19 protein-coding genes and 1 pseudogene are annotated in these 21,842 nt (G+C 67.1%); 11 read left to right on the top strand and 9 right to left on the bottom strand.

All coding sequences use genetic code 11. The features are described from left to right. Positions 1-34 precede the first annotated feature (34 nt). The gene (locus ATY02_RS19090; RefSeq protein WP_068584418.1) at positions 35-658 is read right to left on the bottom strand and encodes an HAD family hydrolase; all 624 of its coding nucleotides are present in this window, start codon (positions 656-658) and stop codon (positions 35-37) included. Between the two features lie 179 nt (positions 659-837). On the opposite strand from ATY02_RS19090, the pseudogene ATY02_RS36130 reads away from it, so the two are divergent. Both ATY02_RS36130 and ATY02_RS19085 read left to right on the top strand, forming a co-directional pair. Then, positions 838-963 (top strand): annotated as a pseudogene (locus ATY02_RS36130) (DUF6021 family protein); the annotation flags it as partial. Positions 964-1,066: 103 nt separating this feature from the next. Then, entirely contained in the window at positions 1,067-1,252 is a 186-nt protein-coding gene (locus tag ATY02_RS19085; protein WP_068584415.1) for a DUF2188 domain-containing protein, read from the top strand. Positions 1,253-1,325: 73 nt separating this feature from the next. Here the strand turns inward: ATY02_RS19085 and ATY02_RS19080 are convergent, their stop codons facing one another. Next, a complete protein-coding gene (locus tag ATY02_RS19080; protein ID WP_206600640.1) occupies positions 1,326-2,861 on the bottom strand; it encodes an MFS transporter in 1,536 nt (511 codons plus the stop codon). A 143-nt stretch (positions 2,862-3,004) separates the two neighbouring features. On the opposite strand from ATY02_RS19080, the gene ATY02_RS19075 reads away from it, so the two are divergent. Continuing rightward, positions 3,005-3,862, top strand: a complete 858-nt coding sequence (locus ATY02_RS19075) for a LysR family transcriptional regulator (protein ID WP_068584411.1) — start codon at positions 3,005-3,007, stop codon at positions 3,860-3,862. Between the two features lie 80 nt (positions 3,863-3,942). On the opposite strand, the gene ATY02_RS19070 is transcribed toward ATY02_RS19075, so the two are convergent. From ATY02_RS19070 to ATY02_RS19055, 4 genes are all read right to left on the bottom strand, one after another. Next, entirely contained in the window at positions 3,943-4,557 is a 615-nt protein-coding gene (locus ATY02_RS19070; protein ID WP_068584408.1) for a hypothetical protein, read from the bottom strand. Between the two features lie 41 nt (positions 4,558-4,598). Continuing rightward, positions 4,599-5,012, bottom strand: coding sequence for an LIC_13387 family protein (locus ATY02_RS19065; protein ID WP_068584405.1), 414 nt, complete (start codon positions 5,010-5,012; stop codon positions 4,599-4,601). Between the two features lie 112 nt (positions 5,013-5,124). Further along, positions 5,125-6,897, bottom strand: a complete 1,773-nt coding sequence (locus ATY02_RS19060) for an acyl-CoA dehydrogenase C-terminal domain-containing protein (protein WP_068584402.1) — start codon at positions 6,895-6,897, stop codon at positions 5,125-5,127. 112 nt (positions 6,898-7,009) lie between these two features. Further along, entirely contained in the window at positions 7,010-8,632 is a 1,623-nt protein-coding gene (locus ATY02_RS19055) for an acyl-CoA synthetase (RefSeq protein WP_022643578.1), read from the bottom strand. A gap of 176 nt (positions 8,633-8,808) precedes the next feature. Here ATY02_RS19055 and ATY02_RS19050 point away from each other — a divergent pair, with 176 nt between their 5' ends. Both ATY02_RS19050 and ATY02_RS19045 read left to right on the top strand, forming a co-directional pair. Then, positions 8,809-10,698, top strand: coding sequence for a PAS domain-containing sensor histidine kinase (locus tag ATY02_RS19050; protein ID WP_068584565.1), 1,890 nt, complete (start codon positions 8,809-8,811; stop codon positions 10,696-10,698). Then, positions 10,695-11,330 (top strand): response regulator transcription factor, encoded by a 636-nt coding sequence (locus ATY02_RS19045; RefSeq protein WP_068584399.1) that lies wholly within the window; start codon positions 10,695-10,697, stop codon positions 11,328-11,330. The genes ATY02_RS19050 and ATY02_RS19045 overlap by 4 nt, the downstream gene beginning before the upstream one ends. A gap of 9 nt (positions 11,331-11,339) precedes the next feature. On the opposite strand, the gene ATY02_RS19040 is transcribed toward ATY02_RS19045, so the two are convergent. Both ATY02_RS19040 and ATY02_RS19035 read right to left on the bottom strand, forming a co-directional pair. After that, a complete protein-coding gene (locus tag ATY02_RS19040; protein ID WP_068584395.1) occupies positions 11,340-11,936 on the bottom strand; it encodes a TetR/AcrR family transcriptional regulator in 597 nt (198 codons plus the stop codon). Further along, positions 11,929-12,780, bottom strand: coding sequence for a 3-hydroxybutyryl-CoA dehydrogenase (locus ATY02_RS19035; protein WP_068584392.1), 852 nt, complete (start codon positions 12,778-12,780; stop codon positions 11,929-11,931). Before ATY02_RS19035 ends, ATY02_RS19040 begins: the two co-directional genes overlap by 8 nt. A gap of 170 nt (positions 12,781-12,950) precedes the next feature. Here ATY02_RS19035 and ATY02_RS19030 point away from each other — a divergent pair, with 170 nt between their 5' ends. Then, positions 12,951-13,964: an AraC family transcriptional regulator gene (locus ATY02_RS19030; protein ID WP_068584389.1), complete on the top strand. Its 1,014-nt coding sequence runs from the start codon at positions 12,951-12,953 to the stop codon at positions 13,962-13,964. Positions 13,965-14,098: 134 nt separating this feature from the next. On the opposite strand, the gene ATY02_RS19025 is transcribed toward ATY02_RS19030, so the two are convergent. Further along, positions 14,099-15,979, bottom strand: coding sequence for a sigma-54-dependent Fis family transcriptional regulator (locus ATY02_RS19025; RefSeq protein WP_068584386.1), 1,881 nt, complete (start codon positions 15,977-15,979; stop codon positions 14,099-14,101). Between the two features lie 356 nt (positions 15,980-16,335). Between ATY02_RS19025 and ATY02_RS19020 the strand changes: the two genes are divergently transcribed. The 5 genes from ATY02_RS19020 to ATY02_RS19000 all read left to right on the top strand — a co-directional run bounded on the left by ATY02_RS19020 (position 16,336) and on the right by ATY02_RS19000 (position 21,789). Beyond that, the gene (locus ATY02_RS19020) at positions 16,336-17,412 is read left to right on the top strand and encodes an ATP-NAD kinase family protein (protein ID WP_068584383.1); all 1,077 of its coding nucleotides are present in this window, start codon (positions 16,336-16,338) and stop codon (positions 17,410-17,412) included. Between the two features lie 2 nt (positions 17,413-17,414). Continuing rightward, positions 17,415-18,392: a thiamine pyrophosphate-dependent dehydrogenase E1 component subunit alpha gene (locus ATY02_RS19015; RefSeq protein ID WP_022643586.1), complete on the top strand. Its 978-nt coding sequence runs from the start codon at positions 17,415-17,417 to the stop codon at positions 18,390-18,392. A 118-nt stretch (positions 18,393-18,510) separates the two neighbouring features. Further along, complete coding sequence (locus ATY02_RS19010; RefSeq protein WP_068595440.1) at positions 18,511-19,527, top strand: alpha-ketoacid dehydrogenase subunit beta; 1,017 nt, start codon at positions 18,511-18,513, stop codon at positions 19,525-19,527. Then, positions 19,524-20,636 (top strand): acetoin dehydrogenase dihydrolipoyllysine-residue acetyltransferase subunit, encoded by a 1,113-nt coding sequence (locus tag ATY02_RS19005; RefSeq protein ID WP_068584380.1) that lies wholly within the window; start codon positions 19,524-19,526, stop codon positions 20,634-20,636. Before ATY02_RS19010 ends, ATY02_RS19005 begins: the two co-directional genes overlap by 4 nt. 88 nt (positions 20,637-20,724) lie before the next feature. Beyond that, a complete protein-coding gene (locus ATY02_RS19000; protein ID WP_225926582.1) occupies positions 20,725-21,789 on the top strand; it encodes a 2,3-butanediol dehydrogenase in 1,065 nt (354 codons plus the stop codon). Positions 21,790-21,842: the final 53 nt, after the last annotated feature.

Raw genomic sequence — 21,842 nt, 5'->3', positions numbered from 1 at the left:
GCATCAGGCCCCGCTGCGCAGCCTCACCGAGCCGCTACAGCGTCACGCCCAGCGCTTGCAATTGTTCACGCGTTTGCTGCGCCGAAAGATGGTGGATGGTATTCCAGCCCAGGGCCCTGGCCGCCTGGATATTCGGTTCATGGTCGTCGATGAACGCCAGTTCCTCGGGGGCGATGTCCGGCAGGTGGGCGCGGATGCGTTGCACCGTGGTGTGGTAGATCGGCGGCTCGGGCTTGAGCTGGTGCTCCTGGCCGGACACCACGATGTCGCGCAGAAGCCGCAGGAAAGGGTAGTTGTCCCAGGCGTAGGGAAAGGTCTCGCGGGACCAGTTGGTCAAACCGAACAGCGGCATCTGCGCCTGGTGCAGCTCCTCCAGCAGGGCCACGCCGTCGTCCAGCTGTCCGCGCAGCATTTCCACCCAGCGCCCGTAATAGGCTTCGATCAGCGCTGCATGCTCGGGGTGCTCGGCCACCAGGCTGCGGGTGCCCTCGGCCAGGCTGCGACCGCCGTCTTGCCGGGTGTTCCAGGCCTGGGTGCAGATGGTGTCGAGGAACCACTGGCGGTGTTGATCATCGGGGATCAGTTGCCGGTACAGATGATGGGGACTCCAGTCGAACAGCACGCCACCGAAGTCGAAAACCACAGCACGAATCGTCATGGACATTTCCTGTTGAGCGGTTGAGGGCAGGGGCCATCCTGCGACGCCAGCCGGCACAATGCAATTTGTCCTGCGCCATTGGTCCGGTTCACGGCACCCACGGGCTCGATTGCGATCTATGCCTGTACCCGTCACGCAGGCATTCGCGCAGGAGGAGTCCATGAGCACCCGGCAACCCACCGGACCTGGCCGACCCCCAGGTCGATCCGGTAGGCCCGGCGAGGGCCCCGCTGGATCGGCCGCCACCGGAGCATGAGCGCAAGCGCTCCCGAGCCTATGATCCGTTGGCCAACCTGAAGAAGTGAAGCGAGTGCGCCGGGCATGCCGACATGCGGCAGTCGCCGGTTCCACGTGCGGGTGTAAGGTGGACCGGCCAGCCTCAGGCTCGCTGACGATAAGGAGGTGTGTATGAGTACGCCACTGCTGAACAAGATGCAGATCAATGGCTATCAGGTACTGAGCGTCAATAACGGACCCTGGAAGGTCTGCACCCCGGGCGACCGGCTTGCCACCTTTGGCACCCGGGAAGAGGCCCTGGCCTTCGCCGCTGCCTTGCCGGTACGCAAGGATCGGCCCAGGCCCACCGCACGATAGCTGACTGGCAACGAGAAGCCCCGGTTCGTCCGGGGCTTTTCGTTGCGCGCTAGCTGCGTTGGCCGGTGCTGCGTCAGTCACCCTCGGCCAGGTCGGCTATGGGCAAGAGGGTGCGCGGCCGATACTTGCCAAAGACCCGCAGCGCCAGTAACGCCAGGACCAGGGTAGCGCTGGCGCCGTAGCCCAGGACCCAGCCGATTCCCTGCATCAATGCGCGACGCGCCAGGTCGATGGGAACCCCCAGCGCTTCAGCGGCCGTGAAGTTGCCTGCGCAGATGGCGTCCACCAGTGCACGCCCCGCCTGGACCCCGAGAGGGGCCAGGCTTTGCTCCAGCGACCAGGAGACTCCCAGCCCCAGGATCAATCCCATCACGGCAATGTTGATGGACAGCGAAATCATCCGTGCACTGAACTCCATGCCAGAGGCCATGCCTGCGCGCTCCGCTGGGAGAGCCCCGGTGGCGGTGTTGGTGACGCAGGTGGTGGTCAGGCCGACTCCTGCGCCTGCCAGCAGGCAGCCAGGCAGCAGGCTGGCCCAACCGGCGTAGGACGTGGTGACGGCAAGGCCCAGGAGTCCAAACCCCAGGGCTATGGCGAACATCCCAAGGGGGATCACCCAGCCAGGGCCGCGCTTGGCCAGCATCTTCTCCGCCAAGGGCGGCACGAGGCAGATCGGCAGGGTGTAGGTGAGTACGATCAGCCCGGACTGCACGCCGTCATAACCCAGTGCCGATTGCAGGTAGAGGGGAAAGTAGATGATGAAGGGCCAGAAGCTGAAGTTCATGGCGCAGGCCCCCAGCAGGGCTCCGGAGAAGTGGCGGATACCAAAGGCCTTGAAATCGAAGATGGGCCGTTCGGCCCGGTGCTCGATCACGACGAAGAGCAGCAGGCAGGCGAGGCTGGCCGCCAGCACGCCCCTTGCGCCGGCACTCCCGAGGCCGAGCTCCTGGCCCTGGGTGATCAGGTAGACGCAACCGAACACCGCCAGTGGCAAGGTGATCATGCCGCCGATGTCGATACCGCTGGTGTGCGGGTCGGCCGACTCTTGCACTCCGCGTTGGGTCAGGGCAAGGGTCAGCAGCGCCAGGACCCCATGGATCAGGAACACCCATTGCCAGCTCGAAACCGCCAGGATCGCCCCGCCAACGACCGGGCCGGTGCCCAGGCCCAAGCCGAAGACCACGCCCCAGCAGGAGAACGCCACGCCCCGTTCGGGGCCTTCGCGAAACTGTTGGGAGAGGATCGCCACCTGGCAGGCCAGCATCCCTGCGGCACTGACACCCTGGCCGAAGCGCGCGGCAATCAGCAGCGGGGCATTGCTGGCCAGGCCGCAGACCAGTGACGCCACGCCGAAAGCCGCGACGTTGAGCATGAACAGGCGCTTGCGGCCATAGCGGTCGGCCAAGGCGCCCATGGCGATGAGCATGGCGCACATCGCGATGGTGTAGGCGTTCATGATCCATTGCAGTTGCCGGAAGTCGGCGGCCAATGTGTGTTCAAGCGTGGGCAGGATGGCGGGGATGCTGGTGATTTCCAAACCGAGCATCGTGGCGGACAGGCAGACCGCCATCAGGGCGATCCGGTTTCTGGATGATGCAATTGCGCTCATTGTGCAGGTCACTCCTGGATCGAATCAGCGCGGGTTGATAGAACCCCGGGACGCCCGGGCAGCGCTGATCAAGCGCTAGCGATGCTAAACACAACGAAATAGAATCACCCGCCATATCTATGACAACAATTTGGGATGTCTCCATGGTCGCCAACTTCACCCTGGACGTGGATTCGGTCCGGGCTTTCGTGGTCATCGCCGATTCGCAGAGCTTCACCCGTGCCGCGCAATGTCTGGGCACGACCCAAGGGGCGCTCAGCGTCAAGCTCAAGCGCCTGGAAGACAAGCTCGGGCATCGTTTGATCGAGCGCACCCCGCGCCATGTGCGGCTGTCCACCAAGGGCGAGCTGTTCATCGAGTCGGCCCGGGACTTTCTCGCGGCCCACGAGCGGGCCTTGGCCAACCTGGCCACCCAGCGCAAGCACCTGAAGCTCGGCATGGCCTGCCATGTCATGGGGCCGGAGATCACCACGCTGCTGGCCCGGTTGAAATCCATGGACCCGGGCTTGTCCATCGAGGTGCGGCTCGACAGCGTCGGGCCACTGCTCGATGACTACGACGCTGGAGCGCTGGATGCGGTGATCATCCGCGATTGTGAAGATCGCCGTGACGGCAACGTGTTGTGCGTCGAAACCTTCGGTTGGTTCGCCGCCGCAGACTTCGAATTCAATCGCAACGAGCCCTTGCGCGTCGCCAACCTGAGCCCGCAATGCGGCGTGCGGGATCTTGCGGCGTTGTCGCTCGATCGCGCGGCCATCCCTTGGGTCGAAGTGTTCGTTGGCGGCGGGGTATCCACTGTCGTCGCGGCGATCTGTGCCGGGCTGGCGGTGGGTGTCTTGCCTTGCCGCCTGGCTCCGGTGGAGCTGGTGGAGGTCTCCCAGCGTTTCGACCTGCCTGGCCTGCCATCGTCGAAGCTGGTGGTGCATTCCAAACTGTCGGACACCCGCACCCGTGAGTCCCTGCGAGTCATCGCCAGCGCCTTTCGCGAACCGCGTAGTTAGGCTCGCTCAGGCCCCGGAGTGCTCGACGAGATGTAGGCGCAGGGGCCCGACACCGGTTTCGACCGGGCCGCTGACAGGCGTCAGTCGACGATCACCCGCTCCTCCGGGCCACCGCCCAGGCATACGCTCAACTGCTCGCCCGCCTTGTTGAATGCGCAATAGGGCAGGGCCCGCTGGCGCATGGCGTTCAAGGGCGGAAGGATGAACAGCGCCGCGAGGATCAGTGCCAAGACGGTGCGCAGGAACAGCTCATCGGCGCTGGTGGCCGCAGGGCGTGGTGCCAGGCGTCGTCGGCGCAACAGTTGCACGCCGCTGTAGATGAAGGCGCAACCAATGGCCATGGCGTAGTCCAGCTCCCGGGCCATGGGGCTGAACATCAGGTTGCCGTCGGCATCGTCCGGGTAGTTGATCCGCCACCAGGCGCCCAGCAGCAAAGGCGCCACACCGGCACCGATCCAGGCCAGGCGAGCTCCGGGCATCCGGGTCAGCAAGGCCAGGCCCAGGCCCAGGGCACACGCCAGCCAGATGCTGAGGTACAGGATGAAGCCCATTGAACCGCCGAACAGGGTGCCGCCGACATCCCGCGGGACAATCAATTGCACGTCACAAAACACCATCAGCGCCAGCGGCGCCGCGACGGCGACCCAGCACAGGGGGTGGTAGAGCCAGGACCAGAGGGTGAACAGGCGGGGCATGGGTAAACTCGATGAAGGTGAAGGGTGGTTGCGGTGCAGGTTCAGGCGAGTGCCAGTGCACTGCCGACGGCAAACAGCAGCAAGGCCAGGCTGATGCCTACCAGCGGGATGCGGAACCAGTAGCGGACGGCCAGGACCCACAGCCCGGCGAGGAAGGCCAGGCCCAGGTACAAAAGCCCCGGGGCCTGTTGCAGCAGCTCGGGATGCAGCCAGGCCAGGTAGCCATAGACCAGGCCAAAGAGCATGGCGCCCAGGCTATGGCTGGCGTTGAAACCGATCCAGGCGCGCCACAGGCTGGTCTGGGCGCTGATCACCGGGGCGACCGCACGCATGCGTTCGGCCAGGGCCGGGTCGCGGGGCTGGAACTTGTCGGTGGCGAAGGTGTAGATCAGGTGCAGGGTACCGAGCAGCAGCACGATGGCTGCGCCGGCGACGAGTAGGGCAGGTGCCGACACGATTCATCCTTGGGTGGTGGGCAGGGGCGCCGAGTATGCCGGGGCGCCCGGGGTTTTGCACCTGCTTGTGCAAGGGGCCGGGCAGGGAGCTGCCCCCCCCCGGCCCGATGCTTCAGAACTGCTCGTCGGCGAGGCTGAACAGCGGCGAGCTGCCGGCACGGATGCTCTGCTCCAGGCCAAGGATGCGCGGCAGCAGGCGGCTGAAATAGAAGTCCGCGGTGCCAAGCTTGGCGCTGTAGAAGCGTTCGTCCTCGGCGCGCTTGTGCCCGGCCACCTGGGCCATGCGCGCCCACAGGTAGGCGTAGGCCACATGACCGAACAACTGCAGGTACTCGACGCAGGCGCTGCCCACGGCGTTGGGGTTCTGCACGGCCTGTTCGCACAGCCAGTCGCTGAGTTCTTCCAGGCGCTGCACGGCATCGAGCAGCTGCGCCGAATAGGCCGCGCCGGGCAGGTAGGCGTAGTCGCGGATCTCGCCGGTGAACAGGCGCAGGGCCACGCCGCCGTTGGCCACCACCTTGCGCCCCAGCAGGTCCAGGGCCTGGATGCCGTTGGTGCCTTCGTAGATCTGCGCGATGCGCACGTCGCGCACCAGCTGCTCCTGGCCCCACTCACGGATGTAGCCGTGGCCGCCAAACACCTGCTGGCCCAGCACGCAGCTGTCCAGGCCGTTGTCGGTGAAGAATGCCTTGGCCACCGGGGTCAGCAGCGCCACCAGGGCTTGGGCGTTGTGCCGCTCATGGGGCTGGTCGGCGAACTTGGCCAGGTCCAGCTGCTGGCCGACGTAGCTGGCGAAGGCCCGGCCGCCCTCGGTCATGGCCTTCATCGACAGCAGCATGCGCCGCACGTCCGGGTGGTTGATGATCGGGTCGGCGACCTTGTCCTTGGCCACCGGGCCCGACGGAGCGCGGCTCTGCAGGCGTTCGCGAGCGTAGGTCCGGGCGTTCTGGTAGGAGTTCTCGGCGCAGCCGATGCCCTGGATGCCGATGGACAGGCGCTCGTAGTTCATCATGGTGAACATCGCCGCCAGGCCCTTGTTGGCCTCGCCCACCAGGTAGCCGCTGGCGCCGTCGAAGTTCAGCACGCAGGTGGCCGAGCCCTTGATCCCCATCTTGTGCTCGATGGAACCGCAGCTCACGGCGTTGGCCTGGCCCAGGTTGCCGTTGGCGTCGACGTGGATCTTGGGTACCAGGAACAGCGAGATGCCCTTGGGCCCGGCCGGGGCATCCGGCAGCTTGGCCAGCACCAGGTGGATGATGTTCTCGGTCAGGTCCTGCTCGCCGCCGGTGATGAACATCTTGCTGCCGCTGATGCGGTAGCTGCCGTCGGCCTGGGGTTCGGCGCGGGTGCGGATGATCCCCAGGTCAGTGCCGGCGTGGGCCTCGGTCAGGCACATGGAGCCGGCCCAGCGGCCTTCGTACATCGCCGGCAGGTAGCGCGCCTTGAGTTCCTCGCTGGCGTGGGCGTCGATGGCCAGGCAGGCGCCGGAGCTCAGGGTCGAGTACAGGGCGAAGCTGGAGTTGGCGCCGTAGAGCATCTCCTCGAACTGCACCGCGAGCATCTTCGGCATGCCCATGCCGCCATAGGCCGGGTTGCCGCCCAGGCCGACCCAGCCCCCCTGGATATAGGTGGCGTAGGCCTCCTTGAAGCCTGCGGGGGTGCGCACCTGGCCGGCGTCCCAGGTGGCGCCTTCTTCGTCGCCGCTGCGGTTGAGCGGGGCCACCAGGGTGGCAGTGACCTTGGCGGCTTCCTCGAGGATCGCATCGGCGGTGTCGCCGTCCACGATGTCCGCCAGGGCCGGCAGCCGGGCCCAGAGCTTGGGGGCGTTGAACACTTCATGCAGGACGAAGCGCATGTCGCGCAGAGGAGCGTTGAATTCGGGCATTGCAGGAAACCTCGTGCAAGGGTGGAGGTTGCACGGCCGTGGCCGCGTGATTCAAAAGGGGCGGGCCCCGCGAACATGCCGGGGCAGCATGCGCGGGGATCTTGGGTTCAGGCTAGAGGTTTTTCGCCATGTCGCGCAGGACGAACTTCTGGATCTTGCCGGTGGAGGTCTTGGGCAACTGGCTGAAGACCACGGTGCGCGGCACCTTGAACCCCGCCAGGTGCTCGCGGCAGAAGGCGATGATCTGGGCTTCGCGCACGTCCTGGTGGTCGGCCTTGAGGGTGATGAAGGCGCAGGGCGTCTCGCCCCATTTTTCGTCGGGCCGGGCCACCACCGCCGCTTCCAGCACCGCCGGATGGCGATAGAGCACGCCTTCGAGCTCGATGGTGGAGATGTTCTCGCCTCCGGAAATGATGATGTCCTTGAGCCGGTCGCGGATCTCCACGTAGCCGTCCGGATGAGTCACGCCCAGGTCGCCGGTGTGGAACCAGCCGCCTTCGAAGGCTTCGGCGGTGGCGGTGGGGTTCTTCAGGTAGCCCTTCATCACCGTGTTGCCGCGCATGAAGATCTCGCCGATGGTCTGGCCGTCCCGGGGCGTGGGTTCCAGGGTCTTCGGGTCGGCCACCATCACCCCTTCCAGGGTCGGGTAGCGCACGCCCTGGCGCGCCTTGATCTGCGCCCGCTCTTCCAGGGGCAACGGGTCCCAGGCGGCGTGCCAGGCACACAGGGTCACCGGGCCATAGACCTCGGTCAGGCCGTAGACGTGGGTGACCTGGATGCCCATCTCTTCCACGGCGCCGATCACCTTGGCCGGTGGCGCGGCCCCGGCCACCATGGCCTTGACCGGGTGGTCGATGGCCGCCTTGGCCGATTCCGGCATGTTCACCAGGGCATTGAGCACGATGGGCGCGCCGCACAGGTGGCTGACCTGGTGTTCGCGGATCAGGTTGAGGATCTTCTGCGGGTCGACCCGGCGCAGGAATACGTGGACCCCGGCCAGGGCGGTGACGGTCCAGGGGTAGCACCAGCCGTTGCAGTGGAACATCGGCAGGGTCCACAGGTACACCGGGTGGTTGCCCATGGCCCAGGTCATCTGGTTGCCCAGGGCGTTGAGGTAGGCGCCGCGGTGGTGATAGACCACGCCCTTGGGATTGCCGGTGGTGCCGGAGGTGTAGTTCAGGGCGATGGCCTGCCACTCGTCATCCGGCCACTGCCAGGCGAACTCCGGGTCGCCCTCGGCGAGGAACGCCTCGTAGTCCAGGTCGCTGACCGGCTGGCCCTCGCCGTACTCCGGGTCGTCGAGGTCGATCACCAGCGGCGGGTGGTCGAGCATGGCCACGGCGGCCTGGATCACTGCATGGAACTCGCGGTCGGCGATCAGCACCTTGGCCTCGCCGTGGGCCAGCATGAAGGCGATGGCCTCGGCGTCCAGGCGCACGTTGAGGGCGTTGAGCACGGCGCCGATCATCGGTACGCCGAAATGCGCCTCGAGCATCGCCGGGATGTTGGGCAGCATCACCGCCACCGTGTCGTTCTTGCCGATTCCGCGGCCGGCCAGGGCCGAGGCCAGGCGCCGGCAGCGGCTGTAGGTCTGGGCCCAGGTGCGACGGATCGAACCATGGACCACCGCCGGGTAGTCCGGATAGACCGCGGCGGTACGCTCGATGAAGCTCAGGGGCGAAAGGGCGATGTGGTTGACGGCAGACGGCGCAAGGCCTTGCTCGTAGATGGACATGGTTCGGGCACCCGGTGGCTGATTGTTAGCTCTATTGACCGAGGCGCTCGTTGGCGCCTCGGTGACTTATCCGGAGACTTTTATATACTGTTTGCAGATTGATATGGAAGTAATACCTGAGTTGTATAGTATTAATACTATATTGATCGCCGATGATCCCTAAAGGTCCAACGATGATGCAAAGCTCCGCTCACTTGAGCCATTGGCTGCGCCTGCAGCGCGAAGGCCGCCTGCCAGATTCGCCCTGGCTGGGCCATGACCCGCAGCCCAGTGCGCTGCTGGATGCCGACGCCCGGGCGCTGGACCTGAACCCGGCGCTGCGCCAGTGGCTGGAGGGCGCGACAGGGGATGGGTTGGCGGCCTGGCTGCCGGTCAACCACCCGGCCCTGGTGCGGGCCTGCCTCGACCAGCAACGGCCGATCGAGGACGTCGAGGCCCAGTGCGGCGAGCGGATCCTGCTCTGGACCTTCATCCCCGACCCGTATCGCCAGCGGGTCCTGGCCCGGTGCCGCGAGGCCACCACCCAGGTGCAGGCCGAGCGCGAGTCGGCCAGGGCTCGGCGGCTGTATCGGCTGATCACCGAGAACACCACCGACCTGATTTCCCGGCACACCCCCGATGGCTGCTTCCTCGACGCCTCGCCTGCGTCCTGGACCCTGCTCGGCTACTGGCCCGAGGAGCTGCGCGGTATGCCCGCCCGCAGCCTGTTGCACAGCCGCGGGCTGGCCGGGCTGATGCAGCGCACCGGGGATGCCCTGGAGCAGGACGGCTACCACACCATGACCTATCGCATCCGCCATCGCGACGGCCACTACCTGTGGTTCGAGACCGCCTGCCGGGCGATCCGCGAGACCTACACCGGGGCGGTGGTGGAGGTGGTGGCGGTATCCCGGGACATCACCGCCCGGGTCCAGGCCGAGGAGAACAAGCGGCGCCTGGCCGAGGTGGTGGAGGCCAACCCCGATCCGGTGCTGTTCGTCCAGCCGGGCGGCAGTGTCACTTACCTCAACCCGGCCGCCCGGCGCGCCCTGGGCCTGGAGCCCGCGCAGGCGATGCCCGAGCTGGTGGCGATCCTCAGTCCGGCGGTGCTGCAAAGCCTGCAGCGAGAGGGCTGGGAATGCGCCGAGCGCACCGGGCGCTGGAGCATCGAGACTCGCTTGCAGCCGCCCTCGGGCGGTGAGTCGGTGGCGGTGTCGCTGATGCTCCTGGCGCACCGGGCGGCCAGCGGCGAGCGCTTCTATTCCCTGGTGGCCCATGACCAGAGCGAGCGCGAACTGCGCGAAGCCCAGCAGCGTCATCACCAGGACGAGCTGGCCCATACCGCGCGTTTGGTGACCCTGGGCGAGTTGGCCTCGGGCATTGCCCACGAGATCAACCAGCCGCTGGCGGCGGTGGTCAACTACGCCAACGCCAGCCAGCGCTATTTACAGGCGCTGGACACCCAGCCCCAGGCTGCGCAAAAGGTGGCCCAGGGCCTGGAGCGCATCGCCGAGCAGGCGACCCACGCCGCCGAGGTGATCAAGCGCCTGCGGGCGTTCCTGCGCAAGGGCGGGCGGCGGCTCCAGGCCCTGGACAGCGCCGAGGTGGCCCGGGAAACCGTGCGCCTGTGCGCCTGGGAAGCCCAGGCGTGCCAGGTGGTGATCGAGCTGCGCCTGGCGGATAATCTGCCGCCGGTCTACGCCGACCGGGTGCTGCTGGAACAGGTGCTGCTCAACCTCTTGCGCAACGCCATAGAGGCCAATCGCGAGGTCCATGCGCAACAGGCCTCGCAGATTGTGCTCCAGGCCATGGCCGGCGCCGAGGGTGGGGTCTGCATCAGCGTCAGCGACCAGGGCCCCGGGGTTTCTACCCAGCAGCTGGCGCAGTTGTTCACCCCGTTCTACACCAGCAAGGCCAATGGCCTGGGGCTGGGGCTGTCCATGAGCCGCAGCATCGTCGAGGGTTTCGGCGGCGACTTGCAGGCCCGGCCCCAGGCCCGGGGCCTGCGCATGGACTGCCATCTGCCGGCCACGGCGCCGCTTGAGACCGATCCATCCATTTCCCCGAATACAGGAGCAAGGCCATGACGAGTGCGACGCAGCAGTTGGTGTACGTGGTCGACGATGACCCGGCCATGCTCGACTCCACGGTCTGGCTGCTGGAGTCGGTGGGCCTGGCGGCCGTGCCCTTCACCAGCGGCCGCGAGTTCCTCGAGCATTGCGACCCGAGCCGCAACGCCTGTGTGCTGCTGGATGTGCGCATGCCCGGCATGGGCGGGTTGAATGTCCAGGAAGAGCTGCGCCAGCGGGAAATCGACCTGCCGCTGATCTTCGTCAGTGGCCATGCCGATGTGCCCATCGTGGTCCGCGCGTTCAAGGCCGGGGCGGCGGACTTCATCGAGAAGCCCTACAACGAGCAACTGCTGCTCGATAGCGTGCAGCAGGCGTTGAACCGTGCCGGCAGCCGCCAGCGCCAGGGCGCCGGGCAGGCCCGGGTGCTGGAGCGCCTGGAGAGCCTGACGCCACGGGAAAAGGATGTGCTGCTGCCGCTGGTGCAGGGCTATACCAATCGCGAGATCGCCGAGCAGTTGGGGGTCAGCATCAAGACCATCGACCTGTACCGCTCGCGGGTGATGAAGCGCATGCAGGCCGAGCATTTGCCGGAACTGGTGGGCATGGCCATCGCCGCCGGCCTGGTGGACCCGCTGCAATTGCGCTGAGGCCTGGCCTCAGGCCACGGCGCTGTGGCTTGGGCCTGTGCCCACCAGGCGTTCGATGGCGCCGCTGAGCAGGTTCTCCAGCAAGGCTTCGCGCTCGCGCTCGCCCAGGGGCTGTTCCTGGAACCAGCTGGGGGCGGTATTGAGCAGGTTGGCCACCGCATGGGCGGTGGCCCGGCGCGCGGCTTCCCCTTGCCCGGCAGGCGTGCCCAGCAGTTGCAGCAATTGCTGTTCGTAGCCTGCGCGCAATTGCTCGACGCGCAACTGCTGGTCGGGGTTCAGGCAGCCGCTGTCGCGCTCCACCAGGCGAAAGTGCCGGGGCAGTTCCCGGTGCAGTTTCAGGTGGGCGCGGATCAGCGCCACCAGGCAGCCGTCCTGGAGCTTGCGCCGCTGCAGGCGCTTGAGGGTGCCTTGCAGCTCATCGAAGAACTCCTCGATCAGGTCCAGCAACAGGTGCTGCTTGCTCGGGTAATGGTGATACAGCGAACCCGGCGTCAGCCCCAGGTGGCTGGCCAGCTCGCGCATGCCGACCTGGCCGAAGCCCTTGCTGGCGAACAGCTCCAGGGCCTTGTCGCGGCTTTGCGCGAAGCGCGAGCAGCGTTCAGCCATAGGCATGGAAGCCACGTCCGGTCTTGCGGCCCAGGTAGCCGGCGGCAACCATTTCCTTGAGCAGCGGGGCGGGGCGGTACTTGCTGTCGTTGAAGCCCTCGTAGAAGGCTTCGAGGATCGCCAGCAGGGTGTCCAGGCCGATCAGGTCGGCCAGGGCCAATGGGCCGATCGGCTGGTTGCAGCCCAGGCGCATGCCGGCGTCGATGTCCTCGGCGCTGGCCAGGCCTTCCTGGAACACCAGGATCGCCTCGTTGATCATCGGCACCAGGATGCGGTTGACCACGAAGCCCGGGCGGTTGCCGGCGGTGATCGCGGTCTTGCCCAGGCGCTGGGCCATGTCCAGGGCCAGGGCGTGGGTCGCATCGCTGGTCTGCAGGCCGCGGATCACCTCGATCAGGCCCATCACCGGCACCGGGTTGAAGAAGTGCAGGCCGATGAAGCGCTCCGGGGCGCTGACGCTGGCCGCCAGCTGGGTGATGGACAGCGACGAGGTGTTGGAGGCGATCACGCACTCGGGGCCGACCTGGGCAGCGATCTGCTGCAGCACCTTGAGCTTGAGTTCGAGGTTCTCGGTGGCGGCCTCGATCACCAGCTGGACATCCTTGAGCGTGGCGTAGTCGGTGCTGATGCGGATGCGTTCCAGGGTCGCGAGCTTCTGCCCATCGCTCAACTCGCCCTTGACCACCTGCCGGTCGAGGTTCTTGCCGATGGTGGCCAGGGCCTTTTCCAGGGCGGGCTGGGCGATGTCCAGCAGGGTCACGGCAAAGCCCGCCTGGGCGCAGACCTGGGCGATACCGTTGCCCATGGTGCCGGCGCCGATCACACCGATGTTCGCAAGATTCATCTTCAGCTCTTCCTTTGTTCGTTGCCTTCGCGGAGCATGGCGGCCATGCCTTGCACGGCCCATTGTCGAGCGCGAGTCTAGGGCCCCGCACAGGGGCGGACTATGCCGAAAGCGGTCAACCGTGCTGGCGTTTTTTGCCACAGCGTCCGTTCCGGGGGGACAGCCTTCACATGCGCGAAACCGATTCGGTCGCCGCCTATTACCTGCAGGTCATGACCCATGCCCTGCACCAGCGTCCGGCGCGCCTGGCGGCGGTGCTGGCCGAGGCCGGGATCGACCCTGCGCTGTTGCAACAGCCTCGGGCGCGGGTCTCCGGCAGCGCCTTTGCGGCGCTGTGGCTGATCCAGATCCGCGAGCTGCAGGACGAATTTTTCCAGCTCGATTCCCATGGCCTGCCGCCCGGGGCCTTCGCCCTGATCTGCCGGGGGTTGATCCAGGAGCCGAACCTGGAGAAGGCCCTGCGCCAGTGCCTGAACAACTTCAGCCTGTTTTTGCGGGACTTTGGCGGCACTCTCAGTGTGCGTGGCAAGCGCGCGGTGATCAGCCTCCACAGCCGCTGCCAGGAGCCGGGGCGCGGCCACTATGGCGAGGAAACCCTGCTGGTGCTGATCATCAGCCTGTTGTGCTGGTTGGGCGGACGGCGGATTCCCATCGATCGCGCGGAGTTTCGCCATGCCCGCCTCAGCCTCGACGACGACGCGCTGCTGTGGGGCAGCAACCTGACCTGGAACGCCGGACGCACCGAGATCGAATTCGCCAGCCGCTTGCTGCGCCTGCCGGTGGTCCAGGACCTGGCCTCGCTCAAGGTATTCCTGCGCAGCGCCCCGCAATGGCTGGTGATCCGTTTTCGCAACCAGCACGGCCTGACCACCCAGGTGCACCAGCGCCTGCGAAGCAGCCACTACAGCCAGTGGCCGACCCTGGAAGCCTTCGCCCAGGAGGTGCAGATGAGCCCCAGCACCCTGCGTCGGCGCCTGGAGCGCGAGGGGGGCTCCTACCAGGAGATCAAGGACGAGGTCCGCCGGAACGTCGCGGTGGACCTGTTGCGCCGCTCGGCGGCCAGCATCGGCGAGATCGCCGAATTGACCGGCTTCCAGGAGCCCAGCGCCTTCCACCGCGCTTTCAAGAAATGGACCGGCGAAAGCCCCGGGCGCTACCGCGCCCGTTTCAACCCAACCCTGTAGCCGCTGCCGCAGGCTGCGAACGGCTGCGTAGCAGGCGCGCGATCTTGAAGCCCCAGCAGGTCCGACGGGAGATCGCCAAGCAAGGCCCTGCGGGCCTTTGCGCAGCTTCGTGGGCTCAGCAGCGGCTACAGGGGTTATCCATTTGGGGCAGGGGCGCTTCTGCCGGGCATCTGGATGCCGTGTTGCTGCACCCGGCGATACAGGGTCGCGCGGGAGATGCCCAGGGCCTTGGCCGCCGCCAGGGGTTTCCAGCGGTGGCGCACCAGGGCGTCGAGCAGGGCCTGGCGCTCGGGACTGGTGCCGGTTTGTGGGGCGGGCAGAGGGCCTGGGGTGGTGGCGTCGCGCAGTGGCTCGGGCAGGTCCAGCAGTTGGATCACCGGCCCTTCGCATACCGCGCAGGCATAGCGCAGCACGTGGCGCAGCTGGCGCACGTTGCCCGGCCAGCGATAGCCCAGCAGGCACTCCAGGGCGGCGTCGCCCAGTTGCAGGGGCGTGCCGCAACGCTGGGACTCTTCTTCAACGATCTTGGTGATCAACGCCAGGCGGTCGCTGCGCTCGCGCAAGGGCGGTAGCTGGAAGCGCGCGCCGCCCAGGCGGAAATACAGGTCCTCGCGAAAGCTGCCATCGGCCACCAGCGCTTCCAGGTCGCGGTGGGTGGCGCAGATCACCTGGATGTCCACCGCCTGGCGCCGCGCGGCGCCCAGCGGCGCCACCTCGCCCTCGGCCAGTACCCGCAGCAGGCGGGTCTGCAAGGCCAGGGGCATGTCGCCGATCTCATCCAGGAACAGGGTGCCGCCGTCGGCCTGTTGCAGCAGGCCCTGCATGCCCTTGCTGGAGGCTCCGGTGAAGGCCCCGGCGACATAACCGAACAGTTCGCTCTCGATCAGGTTTTCCGGAATCGCCGCGCAGTTCAGGGCCACGAACGGCCGCTCGCGACGCTGGCTGGCCTGGTGCAACTGGCGGGCGAAGACTTCCTTACCGCTGCCGGTTTCGCCCTGGACCAGCACCGGCAGGTGGCGATCCTTGACCCGCACCGCCAGGCGCAGGCTCTGCTCCACCCTGGGGTCCAGCGCCTGCCCGGCCAGTTGCAGCCGTGGCCGGCTGGCCGGCCTGCGCGGCGCTTGCAGGCGACCGTGCAGCTCGCCATCCAGGGGCCACAGCGCCTGGTCCCTGGCGCGCTGCAGCAACCGGGTGTCGAACACCTGGGCGATGTGCCGGGGCAACTGGCCGTGGCGGCGCAGCAGGTAGGCCCGGGCGGCGGGGTTCAGCGCTTGCAGGCAACCGTCGTCGTCCCAGGCCAGCAGGAAGTCCGGCTGGCTGTCGACATAACCCGGGCTGGCGTGGGCCCGCAGGACCCAGTAGCCCTGGGCGCTGCTCATGAAGAACGCCTGCTCGATCGCCCGCGCGCTCTGTACCACCAACTGGCGGATCAGGTGCTGGGAACGGCGATCGTCCGGCGAGCGCACCGCCGAGACGTCCAGCACCCCCAGCAGTTCACCCTGGGGGTCGAACACCGGGGCCGCGGAGCAGGTCAGGCCGATGAAGGCGGCGCGAAAGTGATCGCGCTTGTGCACCGTCACCGCAGCGCCGCTGGTGAGCACCGCCGCCACGCCGCAGGTACCTTCCTCGCCCTCCGACCAGCAGGTGCCCAGGTACAGGCCGGCCTTGCGGCAATCGTTGCGGATGGCGGACTCGACCCGGTAGTCGATGGTGCGGCCCTGGGCGTCGGTGAGCAGCACGCAGTAGTCGGCATCGCGCACCTGGCCATGCAGGCGCGCCACTTCTTCGCTGGCGATGCGCAGGAACAGCTCCGAGCGCTCGCGGCACTGCTTGAGCAGGTCTTCGGAGAGGATGCGTGGCCCCTGCAGCGAGGCGGGGTCCAGGTGGTGCTGCTCCATGGAGCGGCGCCAGGAGTCGAGGATCAGGTTCGGTACCGGCGCCTGGGGCAGGTGCGCGGCGTTCTTCAAGACCCGGCTGACGCAGTCGACATGGGCGCGGGAATGGGCGGAAAGCATGACAGGCCTCCGGTTACAGCTTCTTATCGTTGTGGGCGCATTAAGCGCCGATCCGCGCCTGCGGACAAGCACCGGCTGGCCCGGCGGCGAGGTTGAGACGCAACGTCTCAAGGTCTCACCTCTGCCCCGTGCAACCTGACATGCAACGTCTCACCGGCGCTGCCGGGCAAGGTGCCGAGGCCTGCGTGCCAGGCGCTCTGCGGCGGGCTTTTGCGCAAGATTTTCGACAACTGGCACCGGCCTTGCTCTGGCCCTTGGCAACCCGCCGCAGGCTTACCACGGCGGCGGGCCCATCCAAGAACAAGAACGAGGTATGCCATGCACTGTCCTGGCCGTGAACTGCCTGTGGTGAGCTTATGAGCCGCCGCCCGTTGAGTGTCGGCATCATCGCCAACCCGGCCTCGGGCCGCGATGTGCGCCGCCTGACCGCCAATGCCGGGCTGTTTTCCAGTACCGACAAGGTCTGGGTGATCCAGCGCCTGCTGGCGGCCTTCGGCGCCACGGGTATCGAGCGGGTGCTGATGCCCACCGACATGACCGGCATGGCCGCCGCAGTGCAGAAGAACAGCCGCAGCCGCCAGGCCCGCGAGCAGCACTGGCCGGAGCTGGAGTTCCTCGACCTGACCCTGCGCCAGAGCGTCGAGGACACCCGCCAGGCTGCGCGCTGGATGGCCGAGCGCGGGGTGGCGCTGATCGCCGTGCTCGGTGGCGACGGCACCCACAAGGCGGTAGCCGCCGAGGTCGGCGATATCCCGCTGCTGACCCTGTCCACCGGCACCAACAACGCCTTTCCGGAACTGCGCGAAGCCACCAGCGCCGGCCTGGCCGGCGGGCTCTACGCCAGTGGCCGGGTGAGTGGCGAGATCGCCCTGCGGCGCAACAAGCGGCTGCTGGTGCGCGAGCCGGCCCGCGGCCTGTGCGAAGTGGCCCTGGTGGACGTGGCGGTGTCGCCCCTGGCCTTCATCGGGGCCCGGGCCATCAGCCGCGCCAGCGACCTGGCCGAGGTCTTTGTGACCTTCGCCGAGCCACAGTCCATCGGTATTTCCGCGCTCTGCGGGTTGTGGCTGCCGGTGACCCGGCAACAGCCCCACGGCGCCTGGATGCGCCTGGCACCAGGTTCGCCCGAGGCGCTGCTGGTGCCCCTGGCCCCGGGGCTGTTGCAAGGCTGCGGGGTGCTGGAGGCCGGCTACCTGCAACCGGGCCAGCCCCAGCCCCTGTGCCTGGGCGCCGGCACCCTGGCCCTGGATGGCGAGCGCGAGATCGAGTTCAACCCCGGCGACCGGCCCACGGTCACCCTGGATGCCGGCGGCCCGCTGAGCATCGACGTCAATGCGGTCCTGGAACATGCGGCGCGCCAGCGCCTGTTGGCCATCGACCGCAGTCACCGGCAACACCCCATGAACCTTCAGCCTGAAGACACCCCTGGAGAATAAAAATGTCGACACCCCTGAACGCTGACCAACTGCTGCACGCCTACCGGGTGATGCGCACCATCCGCGCTTTCGAAGAGCGCCTGCATGTGGAGTTCGCCACGGGCGAGATCCCCGGTTTCGTCCACCTCTACGCCGGCGAGGAAGCCTCGGCCGCCGGGGTCATGGCCCACCTGCGCGATGACGATTGCATCGCCTCCAACCATCGCGGCCACGGCCATTGCATCGCCAAGGGCGTGGATGTCTACGGGATGATGGCCGAGATCTACGGCAAGAAGACCGGGGTCTGCCAGGGCAAGGGCGGCTCCATGCACATCGCCGATTTCGAGAAGGGCATGCTCGGCGCCAACGGCATCGTCGGTGCCGGTGCGCCGCTGGTGGTGGGCGCGGCCCTGGCGGCCCGGCTGCAAGGCAGCGACGGCGTGTCGGTGGTGTTCTTCGGCGACGGCGGTTCCAACGAGGGCGCGGTGTTCGAGGCCATGAACATGGCCTCGGTGTGGAACCTGCCGTGCCTGTTCATCGCCGAGAACAACGGCTATGCCGAGGCCACCGCTTCGAACTGGTCGGTGGCTTGCGACCATATCGCCGACCGCGCCGCAGGTTTCGGCATGCCCGGGGTGACGGTGGACGGCTTCGACTTCTTCGCCGTGCATGAAGCCGCCGGCGCCGCCGTGGAACGGGCCCGGGCCGGGGAGGGACCGTCGCTGATCGAGGTCAAGCTGACCCGCTACTACGGCCACTTCGAGGGCGATGCCCAGACCTACCGCGCCCCGGACGAGGTCAAGCACTACCGCGAGCACAACGACTGCCTGATGCAGTTTCGCCAGCGCACCACTCGCTCGGGCCTGGTACAGGCCAGCCAGCTGGACGGCATCGATGCCCAGGTGCAAGCACTGATCGAAGACGCGGTGCGCAAGGCCAAGAGCGATCCCAAGCCGAGCCCGGCGGACCTGCTCAGCGACGTGTACGTCGCCTATCCCTGAGAACCTGCTCACGATCTGCTGCGCTTAGCTCATGCGGCGTTAAAAATGGCGGAGTGTCGCTCGCTAGATCGTGAACAGGTTCTAAAGCCATCTCCAAGAACAACAAGAGACCATCATCATGGCGAGAAAAATCAGTTACCAGCAGGCCATCAACGAAGCCCTGGCCCAGGAAATGCGCCGCGACCCCAGCGTGTTCATCATGGGCGAAGACGTGGCTGGCGGCGCCGGCGCCCCCGGCGACAACGATGCCTGGGGCGGCGTGCTGGGCGTCACCAAGGGCCTCTATCACCAGTTCCCCGGGCGGGTGCTGGACACCCCGTTGTCGGAAATCGGTTACGTCGGCGCCGCCGTGGGCGCGGCCACCCGGGGCGTGCGTCCGGTGTGCGAGCTGATGTTCGTCGACTTCGCCGGCTGCTGCCTGGACCAGATCCTCAACCAGGCGGCCAAGTTTCGCTACATGTTCGGCGGCAAGGCCCAGACCCCGCTGGTGATCCGCACCATGGTCGGCGCCGGCCTGCGCGCCGCGGCCCAGCATTCGCAGATGCTCACCTCGCTATGGACCCATATCCCCGGGTTGAAGGTGGTCTGCCCCTCGTCGCCCTACGACGCCAAGGGCTTGCTGATCCAGGCCATCCGCGACAACGACCCGGTGATCTTCTGCGAGCACAAGCTGCTCTACAGCCTGCAAGGCGAGGTGCCGGAGGAGTCCTATGCGATTCCCTTCGGCGAGGCCAACTTCCTGCGCGACGGCAATGACGTGACCCTGGTGTCCTACGGGCGCACGGTGAACACCGCGCTGGACGCGGCCCGCAACCTGGCTGGGCGTGGTATCGATTGCGAGGTCATCGACCTGCGCACCACCAGCCCGCTGGACGAGGACAGCATCCTGGAAAGCGTGGAGAAGACCGGGCGCCTGGTGGTGATCGACGAAGCCAACCCGCGTTGCTCCATGGCCACCGACATCTCGGCGCTGGTGGCGCAAAAAGCCTTCGCCTCTCTCAAGGCGCCGATCGAGATGGTCACCGCGCCCCATACCCCGGTGCCGTTCTCCGACGCCCTGGAAGACCTGTACATCCCCGACGCGGCGAAGATCGAGCAGGCCGTGCTGAACCTGATCGAGTGGAGCCGTCGATGAGCCAGATCCATACCCTGACCATGCCCAAGTGGGGCCTGTCGATGACCGAGGGCCGGGTCGATGCCTGGCTCAAGGAAGAAGGCCAGAGCATCAGCAAGGGCGATGAAGTGCTGGACGTGGAGACCGACAAGATCTCCAGCAGTGTCGAGGCGCCGTTCTCCGGCATCCTGCGTCGCCAGGTGGCGCGCCAGGACCAGACCCTGGCGGTGGGCGCGCTGCTGGGCATCGTGGTGGAGGGCGAGGCCAGCGACGCCGAGATCGACGCGGTGATCGAGCGCTTCCAGGCCAGCTTCGTACCGGGTGACAGCGCCGCCGAAGACAGCGGCCCGGCGCCGCAGAAGATCGAACTCGATGGCCGCCTGCTGCGCTATTTCGAGCGCGGGGAAGGCGGTACGCCGCTGGTGCTGGTGCACGGTTTCGGCGGCGACCTCAACAACTGGCTGTTCAACCATGAAGCCCTGGCCGCCGGGCGCCGGGTGATCGCCCTGGACCTGCCGGGCCACGGCGAGTCGGCCAAGGCCTTGCAGCGGGGCGACCTGGACGAGCTGAGCGAAGTGCTGCTGGCGCTGCTGGATCACCTGGACGTCGCCCAGGCACACCTGGTGGGGCATTCCATGGGCGGTGCGGTGTGCCTCGACACCGCGCGCCTGGCGCCGCACCGAGTGCGCTCCCTGACGTTGATCGGCAGTGCCGGCCTGGGCCATGAGATCAATGGCGACTACCTGCAAGGCTTCGTCGAGGCGGGCAATCGCAATGCGCTCAAACCGCAGTTGGTGCAGCTGTTCTCCAACCCCGAGCTGGTGAACCGACAGATGCTCGACGACATGCTCAAGTACAAGCGCCTGGAAGGGGTGCAGCAGGCCCTCGGGCAGCTGGCCGGCACGCTGTTTACCGACGGTCGCCAGCAGGCCGATCTGCGTTCGGTGGTGCAGGGCGGCGAGCAGCCGATGCTGGTGATCTGGGGCAGCGACGACCGGATCATCCCGGTGAACCACAGCGCCGATCTCAAGGCGCAGGTCGAGGTGCTGCCGGGGCAGGGGCACATGGTGCAGATGGAAAGCGCGGAGCAGGTCAACCGCCTGATCCTCGACTTCATCCAGCAGCACTGAGGTTCGCTGCGCCGGCCAGGGGGCCGTCGCAGCTCTACAACAATCAGGAGAAGCCACGATGAGCGTTTCCCTCAAGCCTGTTGCCAGCATGCGCGCCGCGGTCTGGCACGGCCGCCACGATATCCGTGTCGAAGATGTGCCCTTGCCCGAGGCGCCGCCTGCCGGCTGGGTGCAGATCCGCGTCGACTGGTGCGGCATTTGCGGTTCCGACCTGCATGAGTATGTGGCAGGTCCGGTGTTCATTCCGGTGCAGGCGCCGCACCCGCTGACCGGGATCAAGGGCCAGTGCATCCTCGGCCACGAGTTCTGTGGCGAGATCGTTGCCCTCGGCGCCGGGGTCCAGGGCTTCAGTGTTGGCCAGCCCGTGGCGGCGGACGCCTGCCAGCACTGCGGTACCTGTTATTACTGCACCCACGGGCTGTACAACATCTGCGAGAACCTGGCCTTCACCGGGCTGATGAACAACGGCGCCTTCGCTGAATTGGTGAACGTGCCGGCCAACCTGTTGTACGCCTTGCCGGCCAACTTTCCCGCCGAGGCCGGGGCGTTGATCGAGCCGCTGGCGGTGGGCATGCACGCGGTGAAAAAGGCTGGCAGCCTGCTGGGGCAGAACGTGGTGGTGGTCGGTGCCGGTACCATCGGCCTGTGCACCATCATGTGCGCCAAGGCCGCCGGCGCGGCCCAGGTGATCGCCCTGGAAATGTCCGGGGCGCGCAAGGCCAAGGCCCTGGAAGTGGGCGCCAGCCTGGTGCTCGATCCCAAGGAGTGCGATGCCCTGGCCGAGGTCAAGCGCCTGACCGGTGGCCTGGGGGCCGATGTCAGCTTCGAGTGCATCGGCAACAAGCACACCGCCAAGCTGGCCATCGACCTGGTGCGCAAGGCCGGCAAGTGCGTGCTGGTGGGCATTTTCGAAGAGCCCAGCGAGTTCAACTTCTTCGAACTGGTGGCCACCGAGAAGCAGGTGCTGGGAGCCCTGGCCTACAACGGTGAGTTCGCCGATGTGATCGCCTTCATCGCCGATGGCCGCCTGGATATCACGCCGCTGGTGACCGGGCGCATCCAGCTGGAGGACATCGTCGGCCAGGGCTTCGAGGAGCTGGTCAACAACAAGGAGCACAACGTCAAGATCATCGTTTCACCCAGTCGGCTCTAGCGCCCGACAGCGGGCGATTTGGCGATGGCCGGCCACGGCCATCGCACTTTTTT

Source organism: Pseudomonas sp. BIOMIG1BAC (genome assembly GCF_001705995.2).
Classification (GTDB): Bacteria; Pseudomonadota; Gammaproteobacteria; order Pseudomonadales; family Pseudomonadaceae; genus Aquipseudomonas; species Aquipseudomonas sessilinigenes.
This window is presented reverse-complemented; position numbering and strand designations above follow the sequence as displayed.

What these genes read in the sequence shown, in the direction of transcription:
- ATY02_RS19010 (WP_068595440.1), top strand. Translation starts at nt 18,511, where the DNA reads ATGGCGAGAAAAATCAGTTACCAGCAGGCCATCAACGAAGCCCTGGCC.
- ATY02_RS19005 (WP_068584380.1), top strand. Translation starts at nt 19,524, where the DNA reads ATGAGCCAGATCCATACCCTGACCATGCCCAAGTGGGGCCTGTCGATG.
- ATY02_RS19020 (WP_068584383.1), top strand. Translation starts at nt 16,336, where the DNA reads ATGAGCCGCCGCCCGTTGAGTGTCGGCATCATCGCCAACCCGGCCTCG.
- ATY02_RS19045 (WP_068584399.1), top strand. Translation starts at nt 10,695, where the DNA reads ATGACGAGTGCGACGCAGCAGTTGGTGTACGTGGTCGACGATGACCCG.
- ATY02_RS19025 (WP_068584386.1), bottom strand. Translation starts at nt 15,979, where the DNA reads ATGCTTTCCGCCCATTCCCGCGCCCATGTCGACTGCGTCAGCCGGGTC.
- ATY02_RS19085 (WP_068584415.1), top strand. Translation starts at nt 1,067, where the DNA reads ATGAGTACGCCACTGCTGAACAAGATGCAGATCAATGGCTATCAGGTA.
- ATY02_RS19060 (WP_068584402.1), bottom strand. Translation starts at nt 6,897, where the DNA reads ATGCCCGAATTCAACGCTCCTCTGCGCGACATGCGCTTCGTCCTGCAT.
- ATY02_RS19030 (WP_068584389.1), top strand. Translation starts at nt 12,951, where the DNA reads ATGCGCGAAACCGATTCGGTCGCCGCCTATTACCTGCAGGTCATGACC.
- ATY02_RS19050 (WP_068584565.1), top strand. Translation starts at nt 8,809, where the DNA reads ATGCAAAGCTCCGCTCACTTGAGCCATTGGCTGCGCCTGCAGCGCGAA.
- ATY02_RS19015 (WP_022643586.1), top strand. Translation starts at nt 17,415, where the DNA reads ATGTCGACACCCCTGAACGCTGACCAACTGCTGCACGCCTACCGGGTG.
- ATY02_RS19080 (WP_206600640.1), bottom strand. Translation starts at nt 2,861, where the DNA reads ATGAGCGCAATTGCATCATCCAGAAACCGGATCGCCCTGATGGCGGTC.
- ATY02_RS19035 (WP_068584392.1), bottom strand. Translation starts at nt 12,780, where the DNA reads ATGAATCTTGCGAACATCGGTGTGATCGGCGCCGGCACCATGGGCAAC.
- ATY02_RS19070 (WP_068584408.1), bottom strand. Translation starts at nt 4,557, where the DNA reads ATGCCCCGCCTGTTCACCCTCTGGTCCTGGCTCTACCACCCCCTGTGC.
- ATY02_RS19090 (WP_068584418.1), bottom strand. Translation starts at nt 658, where the DNA reads ATGACGATTCGTGCTGTGGTTTTCGACTTCGGTGGCGTGCTGTTCGAC.
- ATY02_RS19055 (WP_022643578.1), bottom strand. Translation starts at nt 8,632, where the DNA reads ATGTCCATCTACGAGCAAGGCCTTGCGCCGTCTGCCGTCAACCACATC.
- ATY02_RS19075 (WP_068584411.1), top strand. Translation starts at nt 3,005, where the DNA reads ATGGTCGCCAACTTCACCCTGGACGTGGATTCGGTCCGGGCTTTCGTG.
- ATY02_RS19040 (WP_068584395.1), bottom strand. Translation starts at nt 11,936, where the DNA reads ATGGCTGAACGCTGCTCGCGCTTCGCGCAAAGCCGCGACAAGGCCCTG.
- ATY02_RS19000 (WP_225926582.1), top strand. Translation starts at nt 20,725, where the DNA reads ATGCGCGCCGCGGTCTGGCACGGCCGCCACGATATCCGTGTCGAAGAT.